The following is a 21,139-nucleotide window of genomic DNA, read 5'->3' on the forward strand; positions in this document are numbered from 1 at the left end:
ATGGTCGTCGAAAGCAAAGATAAATAAATGAAAGTCAGTGCACTTATCTACTAAAGATGCATACATTGACAATCCCCGCGATAAATACGCGGAGTTGAACAAAGTACAGAAATTCTGCATTGTGTATTCGTAAAGTATACGTCAAGTTGAGGGGCTCATCTAAATTACTAGTAAATATCATTGGATAGTAATTTTTATTTAAAAATTATTCAAAAAATACAGAAGAACAGCGAGGTTAGAATTGTAAATTTCATCCATTTAAGTATTGATACTTACTTTAATTTTTAGTCACTAATGGCAATATAATTACATATGTATCTGAAAATCAGAATCTTTATTATAGGTATGTAATTTCTAATCCAGGTACTACGGTTGTGCTATGAAAAAGATGAAATTTTTCTAATCAATAAAAATTATAATTGACAGATAATCCCTACTAAAGCAATATGAATGCTCGCATAGATGTGCCACAAGTCAGTAAAGAAGAGTGAGGCCACATCTATAGACCCAACCCGGCGATTGATTGACGTTGTTCAGAAGCTTATTACGACAAACCGTCGCAGTTGGTCGAAAAAATGGGTTGTTGGTCGAGGAGATTTTGTGTTGTAGCTCCTGAAGTTGTTGTTTCGCCAAAGAGTTCTTAGGGAACTGGCCAAGTGACTTAGATTTGGGGGCAGAAAAAATAGGAAATGAAGCTTCTCAGCAGTTATAAAACAAACCGTGCCGCTTGGGCACAAGGAATTTTCTGGCTTAGCTACTTTCTATTTGAATGGCTGAATACCGGAGCTTACCTTGACAATTTTCGGCAGAGTTTATTTTTCATTTTGCTGAATATTCCTTTGTTGCTAGCGGCGGGTTATTGGCACTTGCTGGTAACCATCCGGCATTTTTTGTTGTCGGGAAAAATGCTTGGTTTTTACGTAAGTCTGGTTGCTGGGATTCTGGTGTTTGGTAGCCTACGCCGATTCATCAACTACACGTATTATTACCCGGCATTTATACCTATGGGCTTGCATAAACCCCTTTGGTACTTTCCGAAAATCATGGCAGAGGCCATGCAACTTCATCTGGTGGTAGGTTTGTTTATTGCCGTTGATTTAGTACGGCACGCCTTGCAGCAACAACGCCTGAATGAAACGTATCGCCGGGAAAAAGTGTCGGCTGAATACCGATTATTACAGTCGCAGGTACAACCGCATTTTCTGTTTAATACCCTTAATAACCTGATTTCAGTATCGATGCACCAGCCCGGACAAGTGCCCTACTTATTGCATCGACTTGCGGGTTTGCTGAGTTATCAATTACACGAAAGCCACCGAACGCTGGTGCCTATTACCCGAGAGCTGGCCTACCTGACGGATTATATTTCGCTGGAAAAAATACGTTACGGCGATCGTCTGGATGTGCAAACGAACTTTCAGGAATGCGAGCTCTGGACACACCTGCACATTCCGCCCCTGTTACTTTTACCTTTTGTCGAGAACGCTTTCAAACACGGGGCTTCGCAAACGGAGGAAGGGTGCTGGATTCAGCTTCATGTGTCCCAGCGAGGGAATAGATTGGTGTTTTCGGCTGAAAATTCGGTTCCTGAGGTAGTGAATGAGACTTCTACGACGGGATTGGGATTGAATAATTTAAAACAGCGGTTAGAAATATTGTTTCCCGGTACTTATGAATTGGTGACCCTACAGGAAGAAGGGCAGTACCTGGCCGTATTAAAATTTGACTTATACTAATGGCTATTCGTTGTTTCATACTGGATGATGAACCCCTGGCGACGGATTTGCTGGAAGATTACATCAGTCGTCTGCCGGATCTGGAACTGGTGGGCGTTTCCAACAGTCCGACGCAGGCTCTGGGGGTATTGCAACACACGCCGGTTGATATTATTTTTCTGGATATTCATATGCCTCGGCTAACGGGTTTTGAATTTCTGAGACCATTGGGGTATCGACCCAAAATCATCTTTACCACAGCTTATCGGGAATACGCTCTGGATAGTTATGAGTTTGATGTATTGGATTTCCTGGTAAAACCCATTTCGTTTGAACGATTTCTACAATCCGTCGGAAAAATTTACCGATTTCTGCCCGTAGGATCATCCTCAGCGGAGACGCTCGAACCTGCAAAAACAGAACGGGCGTATCAGTATTTTAAGGTAAATAAGGAAATGGTAAAACTGTATCTGGATGACATTTTATGGATTGAAAGTCTGAAGGATTACGTTCGCATTCATACCCTTTCAGGAACGCTGGTTTCGTATTTACGCATTAGTTACCTCGAAGAAAAATTGCCTCCCGAGCGTTTCGTTCGCATTCATAAATCGTTCATCATTGCTTTGGATCATATTCAGGCTATCAGTGCGATGTACATTCGGATTAATAACGAGGAAATACCCATTGGACGGATTTACAAGGCCAGACTCGAACATATGTTTCAACGGAGTTAAAGCACTTTGATAGTTGATTTTCATATAAAATCCGTTGATTTTACTATACACAGAGCCCGAAAGCGGCAGGATTTTTGTAGAGTGAATAATTCCATTTTGAATTATTTTTCATTACTCACTAAAAACAATACTGATGATTGACGCGAAAGGTTATGCTGCTCAAACCAGTGAAACGCCACTGGCTCCCTGGTCATTCGAACGACGAGAATTAGGTCCACACGACGTTCAGTTTGATATTACGTATTGTGGCGTTTGTCACTCCGATCTTCATCAAATCAGAGACGAATGGGGTGGTGGTATTTTTCCAATGGTGCCCGGCCACGAAATCGTTGGCAAGGTTGTGGCAGTAGGGGAACATGTGACTAAATTTAAAGTAGGAGATCTTGCCGGAACGGGTTGTATGGTAGATTCCTGTCGGCAATGTGATTCCTGTCAGCAAGGTCTGGAACAATATTGTACGAACGGGAATACGTTGACCTACAACAGCCTTGAACAGGATGGCCGAACCCCTACTTATGGTGGATATTCCAACACGATTGTCGTCAACGAAGATTTCGTATTACACCTCTCGGATCAATTAGACCTGGCGGCTACGGCCCCTTTACTATGTGCAGGAATTACCACGTATTCTCCGCTGAAGCACTGGAAAGTTGGTAAAGGTCACAAACTGGCCGTACTGGGTTTGGGTGGTTTAGGGCATATGGGGGTAAAATTCGGCGTAGCTCTTGGAGCGGAAGTAACGGTATTAAGTACTTCGCCCCGGAAAGAAGCAGACGCCCGCAAACTGGGGGCTCATCATTTCATTGTCACGAGCGACGCTGCTCAGATGGAGGCCGCTGGGGCGACCTTCGATTTTATCCTGGACACGGTTTCTGCCGAACACGATTACAATCAATACCTGGCTTTACTCAAGGTAGATGGCGTGCACATCTGCGTCGGAGCACCGCCAACGCCATCGGCGTTACTGGCTTTTAGCCTCATACCGGGACGGAAAAGTATTGCCGGATCGACTATCGGGGGGATTAAGGAAACGCAGGAAATGCTCGATTTCTGTGCGGAACATAACATCACTTCCGACATCGAACTTATTGATATTAAGGATATTGAAACGTCTTACGAGCGAATGCTGAAAGGCGACGTTCGCTATCGTTTTGTGATTGACATGGCCACTTTATAAGCCATTCTGGAAAGGGCGTTTCTACGCGACGCCCTTTCTTTTTATTGAAAAAAGGAGTAATGCTATGAAGCTGATGGAAAAACGGATTGAACAACTGGAGGATATTCCCAGCGAGACACTGGTGGATGTAGAAAACCCGGATGCCAGTTTGCTGGCAATTACTCCAGTGGCGAGGAATTACTTCGAAAACTGGAATATTCGGGTCGTTAGTCGGGAGGAAATCGACTGTAAGAATTACCTCTCTCCCAATCGGCGGGATTTTTACAAGATTACTTTTTTTACCCAGGGAACGGGACTTTTCAGTCAGGGAATGCATCGCTTTTGCATTGAGGAGCCGACGATGGTATTTATTCATCCTAATGAAATTATTTCCTGGAAAAACGTCTCTTCTGCATCGGCCCGCTCAGCGGGTTATTATTGCCTCTTCAAAAAGCGATACGTGGATGCTCATCCGACGTTAAAGACCGTAATGGATCGTTACAAGCTTTTCACGGAACGAAAAGTGGTACGATTATCAGAATCTTCTGTGGCTACGATTGACCACTGGTTTCGGGAGATGGCAGAACAAGCTCAAACCGAGGGAACCTTGGTGGAAGATACCTTGCAGGCTTATTTGCAGTTAATCATGATTGAAAGCATGAAAGGCGATTCGTTACCACTGATGGGAAATGTATCGGATGATTACCGCCATGTACACGATTTTTTCCAGTTACTGGAAGAGGAAGCCGCAACGATTAACCTCAATCATCCCGTTCGGTTACGCACGGCCAAGGAGTTTGCCGAGGAGTTACAATTGCATCCAAATTACCTGAATGCCTTATTGAAAAAGCACACGGGCCAAAACATTAGTACACACATCAAAAATCGGTTGCTGGAAGAAAGTAAGGCTCTGCTGTTACAAACCGATTGGACATTACAACAGATTGGTTACTGCATTGGCTTTGCAGATCAGCCTAATTTTAGTCAGTTTTTCAAGAAAAATACTGGGCTGACACCTGCCGTTTTCCGCCGATCTCATCAATTCTGACGTTCGTTTAGTAATAGTTTCTTTCCGTTTTCCATGAAAAAAGGGTTCGTACCGCTGGCGTTAATTCATTTTCTGATGGCTTGTCAACCCGACGAAAATTGCCTGGTTGCGAAGGGAAGCAATGCTCAGGCAATCGAAGCCAAGCAGGTACCATCGGAGACCATTACCGGCTTTGCCTGGGTGCATACCCTTCGCTTGGGCCGTGGTGATACCTTAGTGCAGGAGGTGCATTTTGAACCCGAAGCCCGTCATTACTGGCACGCTCATTCAGAACCTGAGGTATTAATTGGAACCACCGGAACGGGTTATTATCAGGAAAAAGATAAACCCATTCAGTTGGTTCAGGTGGGAGATACCGTTCGTATAAAGCCCAAAGTCATGCATTGGCATGGAGCTACTTCCGCCAGCCGATTCAGCCATACCAGAATTTACCTGAAAACGGACACCGTCATATGGACTATCCCCGTAACGGAAAGCCAATATGATGGGTATCGTTAAAGCAACACCTCACAGCTTAAATGGCGTATATACATCATCGTTACTAAAACGATGATTCGTGTTTAAGATCAGGGGTGGGTAATATCATTTTCGGGGAACTCCATTTAAAGCATGGAAAAAGCTTCTAATAAAAAAAGGCCAACGAACTTGTGTTACGTTGACCTTGGTGGCGGAGTAAATAGGGTATGGGCTTAAGCAAAGTAGCTCAGGCGGATAACTTGTTCCGTGGGATACCAGCTAGAGTCACGGCGACGAACGGCTTCGGCGATGGTTACGAGTTGTTTCTTGCTTAACTCGCCTGAATAACCTGCTTCCAGACTCAAGGACTGGTTATGTCCGTCATAAATACCAACGGCTTGTCTTTTGCTGTCTAACTGCAATTGGTCAAGCACGCGTTGAGCCTCCTGTAAGGTCTGGCAAGTCACGTGTTGGTATTGACCTTTGAGTAAATAAAGAACAGAATAACGTTTCATATCAATGCTAATTTATAGTCTTCAAATGGGAAAAGTCCTAATTGTTTAGCAAAGTAACGAAGGATTTTTGAGAAAAGTTTAAACGCTTAAACGTAGAAAAGGTATTTATGAAAAGTTCTTTAAATGATCCTTTGGTTTTATTAAAATAATACAAATAAAATGATAGTATTAGGAATATTTAAAGTAATTAAACGGTCAATTATCTAGTTTGAACGCTATAATCCCCGAGTGACAGCTACATAAATGTCTGTCAAATTGCAGCGTAGATAGGGAAGGTGGGAAAATGAATTTATGAATAATCAAATATTGTTATTGTACAATTATTGAAATAAGATAATAGTAATCATCACATAGTACTAATTCGACGGCTCGATGTGAATCAACACGTCATAGACGGCAGGTTTTTGACTTTTAATGGCTTCTTTGACCTGATGAGCGATGGCGTGTCCTTCCCGAACACTGAGGTCACCGTCTACTTCCACGTGTAAATCCACGAAGTATTCAAACCCGGTTTTCCGAACGTAACATTTTTCAATCCGCTCTACGCCGGGGATTGTTAAGGCAATGGCTTCGATTTCCGCCCGCCAGTTTCCCGAAGGCGATTCATCCATAATTTCTCCAAATGAAGGTCGGAAAATATGATAGGCGTTAAAGACTATAACCCCCGAAGCAAGTAGGGCTGCCCAGTCATCCGCAGACTCATACCCCGGCCCGCCAATCAAAGCAATACTGATACCGATGAAGGCCGTTAGGGAAGTAATGGCGTCACTGCGTTGATGCCAGGCATCGGCTTTAACGGCACTGCTGTCTACTTCAGAACCCACCTGAGCCATTTTTCGGAACAACACTTCCTTGACGAGGACAATGCCCGCCAGAACAATCAGCGTAAAGGCTTTAGGCGTTTCGTGAGGCGTCTGAATATTCTGGATGCTTTGTACGGCAATGAGAATAGCTGCCGCAATCAAAGCAAAAGAAACCAGCATGGCGGCCAGCGGCTCCGCTTTTCCGTGGCCGTAAGGGTGATTTTCGTCTGGTTTGCGGGCCGCAACGCGAAGCCCCAGCCAGACAAAGGTGGAGGTAATAATATCGGTAGCCGATTCCAGAGCATCGGCGATCAGGGCGTATGAATTTCCCAGCCAGCCAGTGGTCGCTTTAATAAGCACCAGGCCAATGTTTACGGCAATGCCAGTTAATGTTGCTTTCTGACCGCGTTCGGCGTTCGAAGGAGACAGGTGTTCTTCCATCAGGATTACTAGACTTGGGAATGGGACGGAATGGGTTTGAGGCCAGACCAGAGAACTTGTACAATTTGCGTGGTTAAAACTAACACAGGGAATTGAATTCGAGGCATGGTTAGCTGAACGCAGATTGGAATTAATAACTAGGGTCAGGTTCAGCATAAAAAAAACAACCCGAAAACGAAAGGCTTTCGGGTTGTACTAACAAATGAAAAAAGCTTACCAGCCCTGATTCTGGGTTAAGGTGTTTTTACTTTTCTGAATCTCCATTGGAGGAATAGGCCATACGTTATGAATGGCTGGATTGAAGATCCGGGCCGCATAGATAACGCGACCATCGGCGTGGTGAAGGGGCTGAGCGTACGTAGCCTGAGCATCCCCCCAGCGAACGAGATCAAAGTGACGATCCGTCCATTCGCCCGCCAGCTCATTGCGGCGTTCGCGTTTCAGATCGCTCATGGTGGCATTCGTCAGATTTTCTAAACCTGCCCGCTTGCGGATCATGTTTAACTCCGTATCCGCATTTTTATTCTGCATTAACTTGGCTTCCGCTTTCATCAGAATCACGTCCGCGTACCGCAGCAAAGGCACGTTAAGGGAAGTAGATGGTTTGTCGCCGTTTGGATTTACATAGGTACCAATCGGATTGGCATACCCATAAGGTTCCATGTATTTGCGGAACTGATAACCCGTCCGGTTACTTGAACTTACCACGAATTTATCCGTATTGTAAGTACGCTCCTGACCGAAATACATGAACTTGTCTCCTGTTTTCAGGATCGTTGCTTCGCGACGTTTATCACCCGCTTGATAAGAGTCGTACAACTCTTTGGTTGGATAAAAGTTACCCCAGCCATTGTATAAGCCCCAGCCTTTATCGTCCAGACAAACGCCCGGAAAAATGCAGCCAAACCGAGTATCCGTTGCACTGGACGTAACCGACCAGATGTATTCTTTCGACCAGTTGTTGGCCGTTTTGAAAACGTCTTCGAAGTTATCCAGTAAGGCATGTTGACCGCTAGTGATGACCAGATCCGCGTATTTTTCGGCATTGGCGTAATCTTTAGCGTACAGATACGTACGGGCTAGATAAGCCCAGGCTGCGGTTTTGTGAGCACGCCCGTAGTCTGCCGTGGCGTAAGTCGAAAAGGTAGGTAATAACTCCGCCGCTTTCAGTAAATCAGCAGCGATGTACGCGTAGTTATCAGCAACGGATTTTTGACGCGTTACATAAATGTTTTCAGGATTATCCCGATCCTGAATCGGAATGCCCGCCCGGCTGTCCCCATAGCGGTAAGCCAGTTCCAGGTGCATGACGGCGTGGTTGAAATACGCTTCGCCCAGGTAGCGGTTCTTCAGTTTTTCATCCATCGTGATTTTAGGAAGGTTACGAATCACGTCGTTAGCCCGTTTCATTACGATGTAATGTTTCGCCCAGATATTGCGGGTATCCGACTCGTCACCCGTGACCTGAAAATTCTTGATGCGTTCGGCGTTATCCCGGGGTTTGGTTCCGATGTCGTCGCTGGCATTATTGAGCCAGAAGAAACCTCGTCCGTACATATCGTCGTCGCTGTATAATTCATAAATGCTGTTCACGCCAGCCAGAGCATCGCTGGGGGTCTTCCAGAAGTTAGCCGTAGTAGGAGCCCCCTGCGGAGTCATGTCCAGATTTTTGTCGCAGGCGGTAAGTCCGAGAGCGAGCAAAAGGATATATTTTTTCATGAGAATTGATTAGAAAGAAAGGTTAACCCCAAACATGTACACCCGTGACAGCGGGTATTTGCCCACATCCTGCCCAAAGTTGCTGATGCCCACCTCGGGGTCCATGCCGCTGTATTTAGTGATGGTAAACAGGTTTTGTCCGGTAATGTAGAGGCGAGCTTTGACGGCCTTGGTTACGGTAGCGGGAACGGTGTAGCCCAGCGTCAGACTTTTGAGACGTAGGTAACTTCCGTCTTCTAGATAGAAATCAGAAATGCGGCTGAAGTTACCGTTCGGATCAGAACCCGCTCGCAGACGAGGAATCGTTCCGCCGGGATTGGTTGGGCTCCAGGCATTTTTCACGTCTTCCAGCATGTTATAACCGGGATAAGTACCGGGATTCATCGCGAGGTTTCGCAGAGAGTTAAACACTTTATTCCCCGCAGAGCCCTGGAAGAACACGTTCAGATCAAAGCCACGGAAGGAAGCATTGCCGTTCAGACTGAAGGTCTTCGTTGGTAATACATTACCCAGCACTACGCGATCCTTATCGTTTAAAACGCCATCGCCGTTGGTGTCTACGAAACGGAAATCACCCGCTTTGGCATTGGGCTGAATGCGAGTCTGATTGGCATTGACGTAAGCGGCGGCTTCTTCGTCCGACTGGAAAATTCCGGCGGTTTTATAACCGTAGAAAGCACCGAAGGGCTGGCCAATCATGTGGAAGTTCGAGTTAGGCAAATTCCGGACGCGTGAGCCAATTGTTAATAATTCCTGACCAGCGGGAAGGGCAGTTACTTCGTTTTTCAGGAAAGAAACGTTGGCACTCAGGTCGTACTTGAAGTCACCGAGACTTTGCTGATACGTCAGACCAAGCTCAATACCCCGGTTTTCCGTTTCACCTGCGTTGATGGTGCGGCCATCGGGTGTTCCGGCCACGCCGGGTAACTGCTCCTGAAACAACATGTTTTGGTTACGCTTGGTAAACACGTCAATCGAACCAAACAGACGGTTTTGCAGGAAGCCAAAATCCAGACCTACGTTGGTTTGCTGAGAGGTCTCCCAACGTAAATTAGTATTTGATAAGGCCCGCTCGGCATAGCCATAATTGATAACGGGCGAGGAACCTAACAACGCCATGGACTGGGCGAGGGGTAAGCTATAGGCGTAATCAGACAGACCCGCAAGGTTACCAATTCTACCCCAGCTAGCCCGCAGTTTCAGGTTACTGATCCAATTTGTGTTTTTCAGGAAAGATTCATCCGAAATGTTCCATCCCGCCGAAAGCGAGGGATACCATTCCCAGCGACTGGCCTGTAATAACTTGGACGTACCGTCGCGGCGAATGATGGCCGAAAGGAGGTATTTTTCATTGAAATTATAATTCGCCCGACCGACGTAAGACTCTAGTCCGCGTTCAAAGACATTGGAGCGGTCGTACTGAATGAGCTTGGCATTTTTCAGGTAACGCAACGAAGGGTCTTCGTTATCGAAACCCGTTCCCTTAACACCAAAATCTTCCGCTTTGGTATACTGATAGGTATGACCCACGAGCAGATCAATGTTGTGCTTGCCGCCAAAGGTGCGATTAAAATTCAGCGTCTGTTCATTCAGGAAATCGGTTGAGCTATAACTGCTTTGGTATAACTCATTGAAATCGAAGATTTTACCGGGTTCTGTTACGCGAACAGTGAATTGCTTGTAATCGTTTTTGATCTGCGTAATGCCCCAGTTACTTCTGAAATTCAGACCTTTGATGATCTCCCATTCCAGATAGGGGTTAATGAATACGTTCGTTACCGGATTACGGTTATCCAAACGCTTCAGATAAGCCACGGGGTTTACCAAATCGCCATACGAGCCAGCGTATTGCTCAGGAACACCACCGAAACGCCCCGAACCATCGGGGCGATAAACAGTAGCATTGGGCGGATATAAAATGGCGGTTACGATGGCTCCGGTGTAAGCACTGGTGGTGTTACCCGTTTGGCCGTTATTAACGGTGTAGGAAAGGTTTTCTCCAATTTTTACCCCCTTCGCAATCTGGTGCGAAGAGTTCAGACGGAACGTGTAGCGATTTGAAAAGGTATTAATCAGAATCCCTTCGTTTTTCCGGTAACCGCCCGAAAAGAAGAAATTTGATTTTTCAGTACCACCGCTTACCGAAGCATCGATGTTATAGATTTTGCCTGACTGGAAGAGTTCATCCATCCAGTTGGTCTTGGTAATGCGGGAATCCGGGTTAATCGTAGCGTTAAAAGCGGGAATGCGGGAAAGTCCGGCGTTGTCCGTTGCCGTGTTCATGGCATCGGCAAAATCAGCGGCATTGAGCGGTTTCAGTTTTCGTGCTACCTGTTGAAAACCCTGCTGGTAATTCAGGTTAACCTTTACCTGTCCGCTCGTTCCTTTTTTCGTGGTAACCAGAATAACCCCTGCCGAAGCCCGTGCTCCGTAAATAGCGGCTGAGGCATCTTTCAGGACACTAACCGACTGGATATCGTTAGGGTTAATGGAGCTGAATGTGCCTGGAAAAATAACACCATCCACTACCAGCAAAGGACTTTCATCATTCAACGAACCAATGCCACGAACCTTGATGGTAGGAGAAGCCGTCGGGTCACCCCCTTCGTTTACTACCGTTACCCCGGCTACGGTGCCTTGTAATACTTCGGAAGCATTGTTGTAATTCCGGCTGCTGATTTCCTTGGTAGGAATGGTTGCTACCGCTCCCAGCACTTCTTTCTTCTGCTGAGCCCCATAACCCACCACTACCATTTCAGTCAGTTGTTTGGAGGAAGGGGTCAGGGCAATATCCAGACTGGTTTGTGATTTTACGGCTACTTCAAGGTTGGAATAACCCACATAAGAAACGACCAGGATCACATCACCATCGGGAATTTGGAGGGTATAGCGGCCATCAGTGCCTGTCGTTACCCCCGTTGTCGTTCCTTTAATGGCTACCGTAGCACCGGCAAGAGCCTCGCCCGTTTCCTGATCGGTGACGCGTCCGGTAATGCGGGCCTGGAAAATGCTTCTCTCCAGACGATCTTTCACTAAACGAAGGTGAGTCGGAGCATAATCCAGTTGGGGTGCTGCCGCCAGACTACCTAATCCCATCATACAGCTCAGCACTGTAATCAGGGGAGTTTTTACATACATTTTTTCCATCGGGAAGTTTAAAAAAATAAGGGGAGCATTGGTTTTTAGATAAAGCTAATCGCTTAAGGACTTGTCTTTCTGGGGTTGAAAAGTGCTGCCGGAAAACTCCTGCAAAAAGTGGTAATCGATTACGATAAGGAAAGAGGAAATAAGATCGAAACCGAAACGGGCAAGGAAAGGCTTCGACGCCGCATGGCTGGCTGAAGAAATAGGGTACATGGGCACGGGAGCTGGGTAGCATTGATCTACTTCCCAAACCATTCCTGATAACTCAAATCCACTAGTCAGGCACGAATAACCTGAGGTAATACGAATACACATAGCTCTAATTCCGCCGCAAAGAGAGCCTATTTGTTTTCAAATGGTAAAAATTTTGAGTTATCAATTTACGAAATTTGACAGACCATTGTTAAACAAAATTTAATGTTCGGGAAGCTCTTGGTAATACTGCTGCTTTAATTAATAAGCGATCTGCCATGGTTGATAGACGTCTGATAATCTTTTAGTTAAGTAGTTATTTCATCTTACATCTCAGCAAAGGGATGAGCTAGCTCTATCGAATCCAAAGTGGTGTGGGTAACTAATTTCTAAACTCTTAAGTACTACTGACATACGGCTGTCACGGGCAATCGTTTTCTTTGGTGCCGAGGGATCAAATCAGTTTGAGTTACGTATGAAAGAAGTGGAAACCTTTTACCCGCGAAGTCGGGAGCAGTGGCGGGAATGGTTAAGTCAACACCACGCCAGTCAACAGTCGGTATGGATGGTGTGCTATAAAAAGAAGTCTGGCATGCCCACGGTGAGCTGGAGCGATGCCGTAGAAGAAGCCCTGTGTTTTGGCTGGATTGACAGTCAGCGGAAATCGGTGGATGCGGAAACGTTCATTCAGTTTTTTTGTCGGAGAAAACCCAAAAGTGGCTGGTCAAAGGTAAATAAGGAAAATATTAAACGGCTGACGGAGCAGGGGTTAATGACTCCAGCCGGGCTAGCCTGCATAGAAGCTGCTCAAAAGGACGGTTCCTGGACGATGCTGGATGAGGTTGAGGCGGGGATTTTTCCATCGGATTTAACTGCTGCTCTGGAGAATCATCCCCTTGCCCAGCGTTTTCTGGAAAGCTTAAGCAAATCAAATAAACGGGCGATTTTACTGTGGCTGGTGATGGCTAAACGCAAAGAAACCCGGCAAAGCCGGATTGCGGAGATCATTACCGATGCGGAACAGGGTCGTAAACCAAAGCCTTGCGTAAGCTGAAGCATAATGTTAGGACTCAAGTATGCTGGACTTGTTTGGCTTAAGCCCTAAAAGTCTAGGGTACTATTTAGTACAAATTGGAGTAATCACCTATTCATAAACAGCCGCAGCCGCGAGTATACTTGCAAACACTTGCCAGTTAACGTTCTCAGGGAGGTTCTGATCGGTATTTAAATAGTATCCCTTTATATCTTCAGTCCAGTTTATCATTCCTTCCCGATAGGCTCCTAATGTCTTATTTTCTCCCGCAGTCATTCGGCAAGAGCCGAGCGACTGCGGGGAAATCTGTGTGTAGTAAAAGCTGTTTAACCCGAAAATTTGGTTTTGAAAGGGTAGAGACGCGACTTCATCGCGTCTGGCCGGGAGATGGAAATGAGACACCCCGCCATGGCTGGTGTATCACCAGCCATTTGTACGCAAAGAGTGGTTGGTGGGACACCAACCACGGCGTAGGCATCGGTTGGGCTGAAGACTATGAATTTGTCCCTGTCATTTTCTTACAGTCACTCGGATCTACCCGAGCGACTGCGGGGAAATCTGTGTGTTAGTAAAAACCGCCTCTTACCCAGACGCGATAAAGTCGCGTCTCTACTTAGGAACTTGTAGTGTAGTCGGCTTCTAAGAATTTTGGTTTAAAACGTAGAGACGAACTAAAACCCACTGGTGCTTCCCTCTCGTTCCTACGATTAGGCAGGTTCTACCTGCCGTTATCCCAATCCTGTCAGTCCTAACCAGGCGAAGGATCGCATTCAGGTTTTCGATTCCAAATTTTAGACAGCTTTTACATCTATCAAAGTTTCACCTCCATCTGAATATTGCAACGCTCATAAGGTGACTGATAGCCTTGCACCTGCTGAAAACCTAATTTATGATACAGGCGAATAGCGGGCTTTAGCAGCGTATTGCTTTCCAGATAAACTTTTTCGGCTCCAAGCTCTTTGGCCTTTTGTAAAATGGATTTCCCGAGTAAATAACCCATGTGTTTGCCCTGAGCTTTGGGCGATACGGCCATCTTGGCAAGTTCGTAAGTGTAATCATCCATTTTAATTAAGGCACAACAACCTAAAGGCTCGCCTTCGTACAGAGCGATGTAGATGAATCCACCACGATCCAGAATTTTTTCGTTTGGATGATCAAGAGCCTGATAATCGGCTACTTCCATTTTAAAATAGGCCGTAATCCACTCCACATTCAAACTCCGAAAAGCATCATGGTATTCCTCCGAGTAAGGGACGATCACCACCTGCTGACTCTCCCGCTGTTTGCGTTGCTGATTAACGCGATCAAACAAACCCTGCTGATCCAGGTAATAATCCAGCTCATCGAGGGCCTTCCAGAGGTTATGCTGGGTTTGAGCCAGCATGGTTTCAACGGCCATAGCTACATCTTTCATCTGGGTATCCAGAGCCGGTAATTGCTGCCGGGATTTATCCGAAAGCGTAACAATTGTTTTCCGGGCATCTGTTGTCCCTTTGGTTATGGTGATGTAATCCTGCTTCGCCATTTCCTTGATAATCTGACTGACCGAAGCTTGCGAATGACCAATATCTTCAGCCAGTTGAGCAACCGACTGTCCATCGTTTTGGCCCAAACTATACAGCACGGGAAACCAGCGTGGTTCCATTTCCAGGTCGTACATGCCATAAATTCTGGCGGCTTCCTGGGTCATGCGTTCGCTCATTTGTCTTAATCGGCTTCCTAAGGCCATTGGACCGGTTCGCTGGAAGAAATTCATATCAGTAATTATATAAGTGCTTATTCAAATATATCATTATTTTAGAATTATTGTTAAAAGCTCTTTAAAAATGATGATTTAGATAAAAGAGAGAAGTCGTGCACCACTGGTGCGAGATTCTGTTTAGTTCCTACTCATACAGCAGGCGGGAACCTGCCGTTCAGCGTAAATCGAAGGATATTTTAACAGGTTTGCGATTTTATTTGAACTCGAGAAACTTCACTAGTGATTAACACTAGTCCATTCCACATAAGATCTCTCTTAAAACATTACCTATGAAGTGCCTTTTTTTTTTACTTGAAAAACAGGAAACTAAACTTTATTTGACAGCCGGAAGGGGGGCAGCTAAGGTATTGAAAAGACCGGTGACGAAGTTTAATGATAGTATACTTTTCTATTACAGGCTACACTTCATATTCGTGGATTTATTAGCTTACCTATTACAGAGTAAGCAGCATTTCAAAATTTTAAAAGATATAAATCTACTAACTCTATAGACTTATTATTTTTTTGTCTATACTTGCAAAGCATGTAGATAGTGAATTAACCTTCAGAATGACGTAGAGGATGAGCCTGTTTATTGAAAACCTGAGAAAAATACACCTAGCTGAATGGGAGGCAACGCCATCCGCACAAGAGGCCATTAGCTGGCTGACCGATTTAATTCACTTCCTTTTTCCCGGCACCCATTTGCCTAAAGTGACATCTTATAAAGGGTTATTAAAGAAAAATCAGATTGACCTTGAGAACATTTTATTAAGCTACCTTAACCCCACTCAATTTGACATCGAAAATATTGGTAGGGAGTTTTATAATTCAATTGAAGAGATCTATTCTAACTTAAGAATGGACGCTAAAAAAATTTATGAATTTGATCCCGCGGCTACCAGTATCAACGAAGTAATTGTTTCATATCCAGGATTTTACTCCATTGCTGTTTATCGGATTGCTAATAAACTGGTTCGTCTGAACGTGCCGGTGCTGCCCCGTATACTCAGCGAATACGCTCACCGTAATACGGGTACGGATATTCATCCCGCGGCCACCATCGGGGTGCCGTTCATGATTGACCATAGTACAGGCATCGTGATTGGAGCTACGGCCATTATTGGTAATAATGTGTCTATTTATCAGGGTGTTACGCTTGGGGCTCTACAAGTAGCTAAAGAATTGGCCGAAACCAAACGGCATCCTACTGTAGAAGATAATGTCATCATTTATGCCCGAACAACCATTCTTGGAGGGAGAACGGTTATTGGCCGGAATTCGATCATCGGAGGCAGCGTATTTCTGACCAAAAGTGTCGAGCCGTACTCAAACGTTTTTAATACTCACCAATTAAGAATTACCCCGTCAGAAAAAGTATAATATCTAATCCGTTCGTAACAACCTAACAACAATTAATTATGGCAGAATCGTTGAAACAACAGACATCACTAGGTGATGCCGCCGCCAGGCAGTTAGCCATCGCCACGCGTACCGTGCCGCAGATGGTGACGATTTCACCCCGTTGGCTTACCAAACTATTGAACTGGGTTCCGGTCGAATCAGGGGTTTACCGATTGAACAGGGTAAAAGACGCTTCTCAGATTGAAGTAGACTGCTCGGCAAGGGACGAAAGAGTACTTCCGCAGACCTTCGTTGACTACATTGATAACCCGAGGGAATACAATTTAGCGGCGGTACAAACCATTGTTGATGTTCACACGCGGGTTTCCGATTTGTATAGCCGCCCCTATAATCAAATTTCTGAACAATTACGCTTAGCGATTGAAACCATTAAGGAACGTCAGGAAAGCGAGTTGATTAATAACAAGGAATACGGCTTGTTGCATAGTGTCGTGCCTTCGCAGCGTATCAAAACTCGGATAGGCCCCCCTACGCCAGATGATTTTGATGAACTCATTGCCAAAGTCTGGAAAGAACCTGGCTTTTTTCTGCTGCATCCCCAAGCAATTGCTGCTTTTGGTCGAGAGTGTACGCGTCGTGGCGTTCCACCACCAACCGTTTCGCTATTTGGCTCACAATTCCTTACCTGGAGAGGCATACCGCTGATTCCTTCAGATAAATTACCTATCCAAAACGGTAAATCTAAGATTATTCTGCTTCGCACGGGCGAAAGCCGTCAGGGAGTGGTTGGGTTATTTCAGCCTGGTTTACAGGGAGAGCAAACGCCAGGTTTATCCGTGCGTTTCATGGGTATTAACGATAGAGCCATTGCTTCGTATCTGGTCTCACTCTATTGCTCATTAGCTGTTTTGGTAGATGATGCCATTGCCGTACTCGACGATGTAGATTTAACGAACTATCATGAGTATAAATACTAGCCAGCCATCCGAAATTCCCGATGCTGCTGTTTTACAGGATATTGCTAATCAATTGTTCAAGGCATTGCCCGAAGAAGTGCCTAAAGATTTTTCGCTCGATCCCGCTACGCATCCTAAAGCGTGGGGAGTTGTTGAGCATGTCTTGGGGGGCAATATTCCTTCAAAAATTGAAATACCAGCAGTAAATCCAGTTTCGGCAGTTCAGACACCAACTGCATTTGGGGGCTTTGGGGGTTCGCCAACAGGTGTTTCGTCCCTAACTGGTTTCGTTCCTGCTATAGAAAATGTTGCGTCTCCTTCTGCCGTTAATCCGCCGTATACCAGTGGTATTCCGAATTCAGTAGCAGGAAGTGGAGCGTCGCCTTCGTATGCGAAACAGGGCGATAGTTTTAATATCAATAAGCCCGAAACCAGTTTCCCGGATGAAAACATTGCTAGCTCAAAGCAGCAGCAAGATGTTCATGCGGACCCACTTTTATATCCCAACGTTCAGATTCCTTTTTTTGAAAACGTTTCTGACTTTTTGAGTATAAATGAGGTTCTGCAACAGATCAGAACATCTGAACCTGCTCCACAGATTACTTCCTTTTCAGATCGTTTTATTCCGAATAGCTATTACTTTTTGCCTGAAGATGTATTTCATGAAAAAGTGAACTATTCTTCTTTTGGAGGAAGTTTGGGTGAGTTAGTCAGAAAAGATTTTCCGATTCTGGAAGAACGTGTGAATGGCAGACGACTGGTTTGGTTTGACAACGCGGCTACTACTCAGAAACCGCAAGCGGTCATTGATCGAATCTCGTATTTCTATCAACACGAAAATTCAAATATCCACCGGGCCGCTCACGAATTAGCCGCTCGGGCGACGGATGCTTATGAAGCCGCTCGGGAAAAAGTAAGGGCATTTTTAGGGGCTAAGTCTACGAACGAAATCATTTTTGTTCGCGGTGCAACCGAAGCAATTAATCTGGTAGCTCAAAGCTGGGGAGATCAAAATCTCCAGGCAGGTGACGAAATCATTGTTAGTAATCTAGAACACCACGCCAATATTGTTCCTTGGAAGCGATTGTCGGATCGGAAAGGATTGAAACTGAAAGTAATACCTGTTAATGACGACGGCGAATTACTTTTAGAGGAATATGCCAAATTGCTTACCCCAAAGACAAAACTGGTGGCGGTTACGCAGGTTTCCAATGCTCTGGGGACGGTCACCCCCGTACAACAAATCGTAGCAATGGCTCAGGCGGTTGGGGCGAAAACATTGGTCGATGGAGCTCAGTCGGTTTCCCACATGCCTATTAATGTTCAGGCTATCAATGCCGACTTCTTTGTTTTCTCAGGACATAAGGTTTTTGGCCCTACCGGGATTGGCGTGTTGTATGGGAAAGAAGAAATTCTGAACGCAACCGAGCCGTGGCAAGGCGGTGGTAATATGATTCAGGACGTTACATTCGAACACATCAAGTATCATAATGCCCCCAACCGTTTTGAAGCGGGTACTGGTAACATAGCTGACGCCGTAGGTTTAGGAGCTGCGATTGATTACGTTACCAAAATCGGTATGGAAGTAATTGGGCAGTACGAACACGCTTTACTAGAATACGCGACACACTACCTGAAACCCATCAAAGGGGTAAGGTTGATTGGCACGGCTAGACAAAAAGCAAGTGTGCTGTCATTCACCCTTCAAGGATACACTAACGACGAAGTTGGAAAAGCTTTGAATGAAGAAGGCATCGCTGTTCGTACAGGACACCATTGTGCTCAGCCTATTTTACGCAGGTTGGGTGTTGAAACAACGGTCCGCCCATCCCTGGCTTTTTATAATACGTATGAAGATGTAGACCGCTTCATTGCCGTTATTCAACGGTTAAGTAGTAGAAAATAAAGGAATGAAAAGCTGTGAATTTGACTACTAATTCACAGCTTTTCATAGTATAAGACCACTGGTGCGAGATTTCATCTCGTTCCTATCCTAAGGCAGGTTCCACCTGCCGTTATACCTCCGAATCTTTCATCCGAAGCAAAGAAACGTTGGGTTACTAACCCACTTCGAAAAGGCTCTAACGTCGTTCAAATAAAAAAATTAGGGCTTTTAGCATGTAACGACTTTATCGCGTCTGGCCGGGGGATAAAAATAATCTAACCGGTAACAAACCCACATTAATACCTTTCCCCAGAATCGTGAGCCATCTCGTTCGAGATAGCCTGTCAACAAAAAAGGCTGTTCATTGCGGAACAGCCTTCGAAAAAGGTATAAAACCCGTGTTAGAAATTCATTCCACCGGAAACCTCGATTCGCTGAGCGTTAATCCAACGGGCTTCTTCAGTACAAAGGAATGCTACTACGCCGCCAATATCATCGGGTAAACCCACCCGACCCAGAGCAGTCAAACTGGCAACGGTCTGGTTATATTCTTTGTTATCCCGAACGCGGCCTCCACCAAAATCAGTTTCGATGGCACCAGGAGCCACCACATTGGCAGCAATGCCGCGAGAGCCTAATTCTTTCGCCAAATACCTTGTAAAAACTTCAATGGCTCCTTTCATGGAACCATAAGCCGAAGAGCCAGGAAAAGAGAAGCGAGCCAGACCGGACGAAATATTAATGATGCGGCCTCCATCGTTCAGCAGAGGTAATGCTTTTTGAGTAAAGAAATAAACGCCTTTCAAATGGATGTTATACATCTCATCAAATTGCTCTTCCGTTGTTTCGGCGAAAGGAGCATAGAGAGCCGTTCCGGCATTGTTAATCAGGAAATCGAAGTTTGGTTTTCCGTACGTTTCCTGTAAATAAGCACTGACCTGCTCGTAGAAATTACTGAATAACTGTGTATTACTGGTGTCGAGTTGAAAGGCAATGGCTTTCTGACCAAGCGACTGAACTTCAGCGACTACTTCATTAGCGGCTGCTTCATTACTATTATAGGTTAGCACTACGTCAATGCCTTTTTCGGCAAGACGAATAGCCATGTTACGACCTAACCCACGGCTACCGCCAGTTACCAATGCAATTTTATTTACTGATTCCATGTTCTTGATTTTGTTTCTGCAAAATTGGGCGATTTACCGAGGGCAGTGTTTGTAAGGATCAATCCAATGTTTGCGAAATTCAATCATGGAAAGCTACGAACGAAAAGCCACAGGAGTAAATGACGTTTGCTTCTTGAAGAAATTAGAAAAGTGTGCCACTTCTTCAAAACCCAGGCTGTAGGCAATTTCTGAAATGTTCCAGTCGGTTTGCTTCAGCAATAATTTAGCTTCCTGAATAATCCGGTTGCTGATCATGTCGGTCGTTGTTTTTCCGGTACTTTCTTTCAATGCTTTATTCAGGTGGTTGACGTGAATTGAAAGTCGTTCTGCGTAATCTTTGGCCGAACGAAGACTCAGCTTCTGGTTCGGTGATTCGATGGGAAACTGACGCTCCAGTAATTCCACAAACAAAGAACTTACTCGGGTAGTTGCCGTCTGAGCGGGCTGAGAAACAGTAGCGGGTTGCAGCTTTTGACCGTAATGAATGAGTTCGATGACGTAAGTACGGAGCAGATCATATTTGAAGGCATAGTTCGAGGCGATTTCCTGCTTCATTTTATTGAAAATCAGAAGAATGTCTTTAGCTTGATCGTCTTCAAGCTGAAATACAGGAAAGCCACCCGCCTGAAAAATGGGTAACTCGTCTAACTCTACCCCGCTTTTGGACTTGATTAGAAAGGCATCTGTAAAAATGCAGAAGTTACCCGACAGCCCCTCTCCAGTAGGCACCCAGTGGTAGGGCACTTTAGGGGTTGCAAACAACAGGGCGTTTTTTTCAATTTCAATGACCTTATCGGCATATTCTGCCCGGCTTGCTCCCTGAATCAAACTGATTTTATAATAAGCCCGACGGTTATAGGGCATAGTGGTTTTTCGTTTGAATTTCTCAATCGTATCGGCAATGTCAAATATATTGAAGTGCCCAATTTCCTTGTCGATGCCGGGAGGCAGAAGCGAACTAATTTCTTTGCCAGAGAAGTCGGAAGTATGTTCATAGAATTCGTGCAGAGTAGTAGCTTTCAGGGTTTTCATTGTCAGTGCCGTTTGCGAAATTCAAAGATAATGGAAGC

At 45.2% G+C, this 21,139-nt stretch carries 18 protein-coding genes; 10 read left to right on the forward strand and 8 right to left on the reverse strand.

The window, feature by feature from the left end; genetic code table 11:
• Nucleotides 1-689 precede the first annotated feature (689 nt).
• The 5 genes from QE357_RS22760 to QE357_RS22780 all read left to right on the forward strand — a co-directional run bounded on the left by QE357_RS22760 (nt 690) and on the right by QE357_RS22780 (nt 5,151).
• Nucleotides 690-1,736: a histidine kinase gene (locus QE357_RS22760; protein ID WP_309712925.1), complete on the forward strand. Its 1,047-nt coding sequence runs from the start codon at nt 690-692 to the stop codon at nt 1,734-1,736.
• A complete protein-coding gene (locus QE357_RS22765) occupies nt 1,736-2,449 on the forward strand; it encodes a LytTR family DNA-binding domain-containing protein (RefSeq protein ID WP_307143755.1) in 714 nt (237 codons plus the stop codon). The genes QE357_RS22760 and QE357_RS22765 overlap by 1 nt, the downstream gene beginning before the upstream one ends.
• A 133-nt stretch (nt 2,450-2,582) precedes the next feature.
• The gene (locus QE357_RS22770; RefSeq protein ID WP_309712929.1) at nt 2,583-3,626 is read left to right on the forward strand and encodes an NAD(P)-dependent alcohol dehydrogenase; all 1,044 of its coding nucleotides are present in this window, start codon (nt 2,583-2,585) and stop codon (nt 3,624-3,626) included.
• 73 nt (nt 3,627-3,699) lie between these two features.
• The gene (locus tag QE357_RS22775; protein WP_309712931.1) at nt 3,700-4,653 is read left to right on the forward strand and encodes an AraC family transcriptional regulator; all 954 of its coding nucleotides are present in this window, start codon (nt 3,700-3,702) and stop codon (nt 4,651-4,653) included.
• A gap of 33 nt (nt 4,654-4,686) precedes the next feature.
• A complete protein-coding gene (locus QE357_RS22780; RefSeq protein ID WP_309712934.1) occupies nt 4,687-5,151 on the forward strand; it encodes a hypothetical protein in 465 nt (154 codons plus the stop codon).
• A gap of 191 nt (nt 5,152-5,342) precedes the next feature.
• On the opposite strand, the gene QE357_RS22785 is transcribed toward QE357_RS22780, so the two are convergent.
• The 5 genes from QE357_RS22785 to QE357_RS22805 all read right to left on the reverse strand — a co-directional run bounded on the left by QE357_RS22785 (nt 5,343) and on the right by QE357_RS22805 (nt 12,046).
• The gene (locus QE357_RS22785; protein ID WP_307143752.1) at nt 5,343-5,624 is read right to left on the reverse strand and encodes a hypothetical protein; all 282 of its coding nucleotides are present in this window, start codon (nt 5,622-5,624) and stop codon (nt 5,343-5,345) included.
• A gap of 356 nt (nt 5,625-5,980) precedes the next feature.
• Nucleotides 5,981-6,868 carry a cation diffusion facilitator family transporter gene (locus QE357_RS22790; protein WP_309712937.1) on the reverse strand — a complete coding sequence of 296 codons (888 nt, stop codon included), beginning with the start codon at nt 6,866-6,868 and terminating at the stop codon, nt 5,981-5,983.
• 213 nt (nt 6,869-7,081) lie between these two features.
• On the reverse strand, nt 7,082-8,587 hold the full coding sequence (locus tag QE357_RS22795; protein WP_309712940.1) for a RagB/SusD family nutrient uptake outer membrane protein: 1,506 nt from the start codon (nt 8,585-8,587) through the stop codon (nt 7,082-7,084).
• A gap of 9 nt (nt 8,588-8,596) precedes the next feature.
• Nucleotides 8,597-11,734 (reverse strand): TonB-dependent receptor, encoded by a 3,138-nt coding sequence (locus QE357_RS22800; RefSeq protein WP_309712943.1) that lies wholly within the window; start codon nt 11,732-11,734, stop codon nt 8,597-8,599.
• Nucleotides 11,735-11,779: 45 nt separating this feature from the next.
• Nucleotides 11,780-12,046: a hypothetical protein gene (locus QE357_RS22805; RefSeq protein WP_309712946.1), complete on the reverse strand. Its 267-nt coding sequence runs from the start codon at nt 12,044-12,046 to the stop codon at nt 11,780-11,782.
• Nucleotides 12,047-12,398: 352 nt separating this feature from the next.
• Between QE357_RS22805 and QE357_RS22810 the strand changes: the two genes are divergently transcribed.
• On the forward strand, nt 12,399-12,977 hold the full coding sequence (locus tag QE357_RS22810; RefSeq protein ID WP_309712948.1) for a YdeI/OmpD-associated family protein: 579 nt from the start codon (nt 12,399-12,401) through the stop codon (nt 12,975-12,977).
• A gap of 230 nt (nt 12,978-13,207) precedes the next feature.
• Nucleotides 13,208-13,525 (forward strand): hypothetical protein, encoded by a 318-nt coding sequence (locus QE357_RS22815; protein WP_309712951.1) that lies wholly within the window; start codon nt 13,208-13,210, stop codon nt 13,523-13,525.
• Between the two features lie 242 nt (nt 13,526-13,767).
• Here the strand turns inward: QE357_RS22815 and QE357_RS22820 are convergent, their stop codons facing one another.
• Nucleotides 13,768-14,712 carry a bifunctional helix-turn-helix transcriptional regulator/GNAT family N-acetyltransferase gene (locus QE357_RS22820; RefSeq protein ID WP_309712953.1) on the reverse strand — a complete coding sequence of 315 codons (945 nt, stop codon included), beginning with the start codon at nt 14,710-14,712 and terminating at the stop codon, nt 13,768-13,770.
• A gap of 567 nt (nt 14,713-15,279) precedes the next feature.
• Between QE357_RS22820 and QE357_RS22825 the strand changes: the two genes are divergently transcribed.
• From QE357_RS22825 to QE357_RS22835, 3 genes are read left to right on the forward strand one after another with little or no spacing between them, the layout of a single operon-like run.
• Complete coding sequence (locus tag QE357_RS22825; RefSeq protein WP_309712955.1) at nt 15,280-16,080, forward strand: serine O-acetyltransferase; 801 nt, start codon at nt 15,280-15,282, stop codon at nt 16,078-16,080.
• A gap of 38 nt (nt 16,081-16,118) precedes the next feature.
• Complete coding sequence (locus QE357_RS22830; protein WP_106638111.1) at nt 16,119-17,039, forward strand: family 2A encapsulin nanocompartment shell protein; 921 nt, start codon at nt 16,119-16,121, stop codon at nt 17,037-17,039.
• Nucleotides 17,023-18,924 (forward strand): family 2A encapsulin nanocompartment cargo protein cysteine desulfurase, encoded by a 1,902-nt coding sequence (locus tag QE357_RS22835; RefSeq protein ID WP_309712959.1) that lies wholly within the window; start codon nt 17,023-17,025, stop codon nt 18,922-18,924. The genes QE357_RS22830 and QE357_RS22835 overlap by 17 nt, the downstream gene beginning before the upstream one ends.
• Nucleotides 18,925-19,304: 380 nt before the next feature.
• On the opposite strand, the gene QE357_RS22840 is transcribed toward QE357_RS22835, so the two are convergent.
• Both QE357_RS22840 and QE357_RS22845 read right to left on the reverse strand, forming a co-directional pair.
• The gene (locus QE357_RS22840; protein ID WP_309712961.1) at nt 19,305-20,069 is read right to left on the reverse strand and encodes an SDR family oxidoreductase; all 765 of its coding nucleotides are present in this window, start codon (nt 20,067-20,069) and stop codon (nt 19,305-19,307) included.
• Nucleotides 20,070-20,162: 93 nt separating this feature from the next.
• On the reverse strand, nt 20,163-21,092 hold the full coding sequence (locus QE357_RS22845) for a helix-turn-helix domain-containing protein (protein WP_409050283.1): 930 nt from the start codon (nt 21,090-21,092) through the stop codon (nt 20,163-20,165).
• Nucleotides 21,093-21,139: the final 47 nt, after the last annotated feature.

The organism is Siphonobacter sp. SORGH_AS_0500, assembly GCF_031453245.1.
Classification (GTDB): domain Bacteria; phylum Bacteroidota; class Bacteroidia; order Cytophagales; family Spirosomataceae; genus Siphonobacter.

Bases quoted from the DNA above. Each gene is read 5' to 3' on its own strand.
- QE357_RS22835 (WP_309712959.1), top strand. From the start codon at position 17,023: ATGAGTATAAATACTAGCCAGCCATCCGAAATTCCCGATGCTGCTGTT.
- QE357_RS22815 (WP_309712951.1), top strand. From the start codon at position 13,208: ATGTCTTATTTTCTCCCGCAGTCATTCGGCAAGAGCCGAGCGACTGCG.
- QE357_RS22760 (WP_309712925.1), top strand. From the start codon at position 690: ATGAAGCTTCTCAGCAGTTATAAAACAAACCGTGCCGCTTGGGCACAA.
- QE357_RS22810 (WP_309712948.1), top strand. From the start codon at position 12,399: ATGAAAGAAGTGGAAACCTTTTACCCGCGAAGTCGGGAGCAGTGGCGG.
- QE357_RS22805 (WP_309712946.1), bottom strand. From the start codon at position 12,046: ATGTGTATTCGTATTACCTCAGGTTATTCGTGCCTGACTAGTGGATTT.
- QE357_RS22790 (WP_309712937.1), bottom strand. From the start codon at position 6,868: ATGGAAGAACACCTGTCTCCTTCGAACGCCGAACGCGGTCAGAAAGCA.
- QE357_RS22785 (WP_307143752.1), bottom strand. From the start codon at position 5,624: ATGAAACGTTATTCTGTTCTTTATTTACTCAAAGGTCAATACCAACAC.
- QE357_RS22775 (WP_309712931.1), top strand. From the start codon at position 3,700: ATGGAAAAACGGATTGAACAACTGGAGGATATTCCCAGCGAGACACTG.
- QE357_RS22825 (WP_309712955.1), top strand. From the start codon at position 15,280: ATGAGCCTGTTTATTGAAAACCTGAGAAAAATACACCTAGCTGAATGG.
- QE357_RS22795 (WP_309712940.1), bottom strand. From the start codon at position 8,587: ATGAAAAAATATATCCTTTTGCTCGCTCTCGGACTTACCGCCTGCGAC.
- QE357_RS22770 (WP_309712929.1), top strand. From the start codon at position 2,583: ATGATTGACGCGAAAGGTTATGCTGCTCAAACCAGTGAAACGCCACTG.
- QE357_RS22840 (WP_309712961.1), bottom strand. From the start codon at position 20,069: ATGGAATCAGTAAATAAAATTGCATTGGTAACTGGCGGTAGCCGTGGG.
- QE357_RS22765 (WP_307143755.1), top strand. From the start codon at position 1,736: ATGGCTATTCGTTGTTTCATACTGGATGATGAACCCCTGGCGACGGAT.
- QE357_RS22800 (WP_309712943.1), bottom strand. From the start codon at position 11,734: ATGGAAAAAATGTATGTAAAAACTCCCCTGATTACAGTGCTGAGCTGT.
- QE357_RS22820 (WP_309712953.1), bottom strand. From the start codon at position 14,712: ATGAATTTCTTCCAGCGAACCGGTCCAATGGCCTTAGGAAGCCGATTA.
- QE357_RS22830 (WP_106638111.1), top strand. From the start codon at position 16,119: ATGGCAGAATCGTTGAAACAACAGACATCACTAGGTGATGCCGCCGCC.
- QE357_RS22780 (WP_309712934.1), top strand. From the start codon at position 4,687: ATGAAAAAAGGGTTCGTACCGCTGGCGTTAATTCATTTTCTGATGGCT.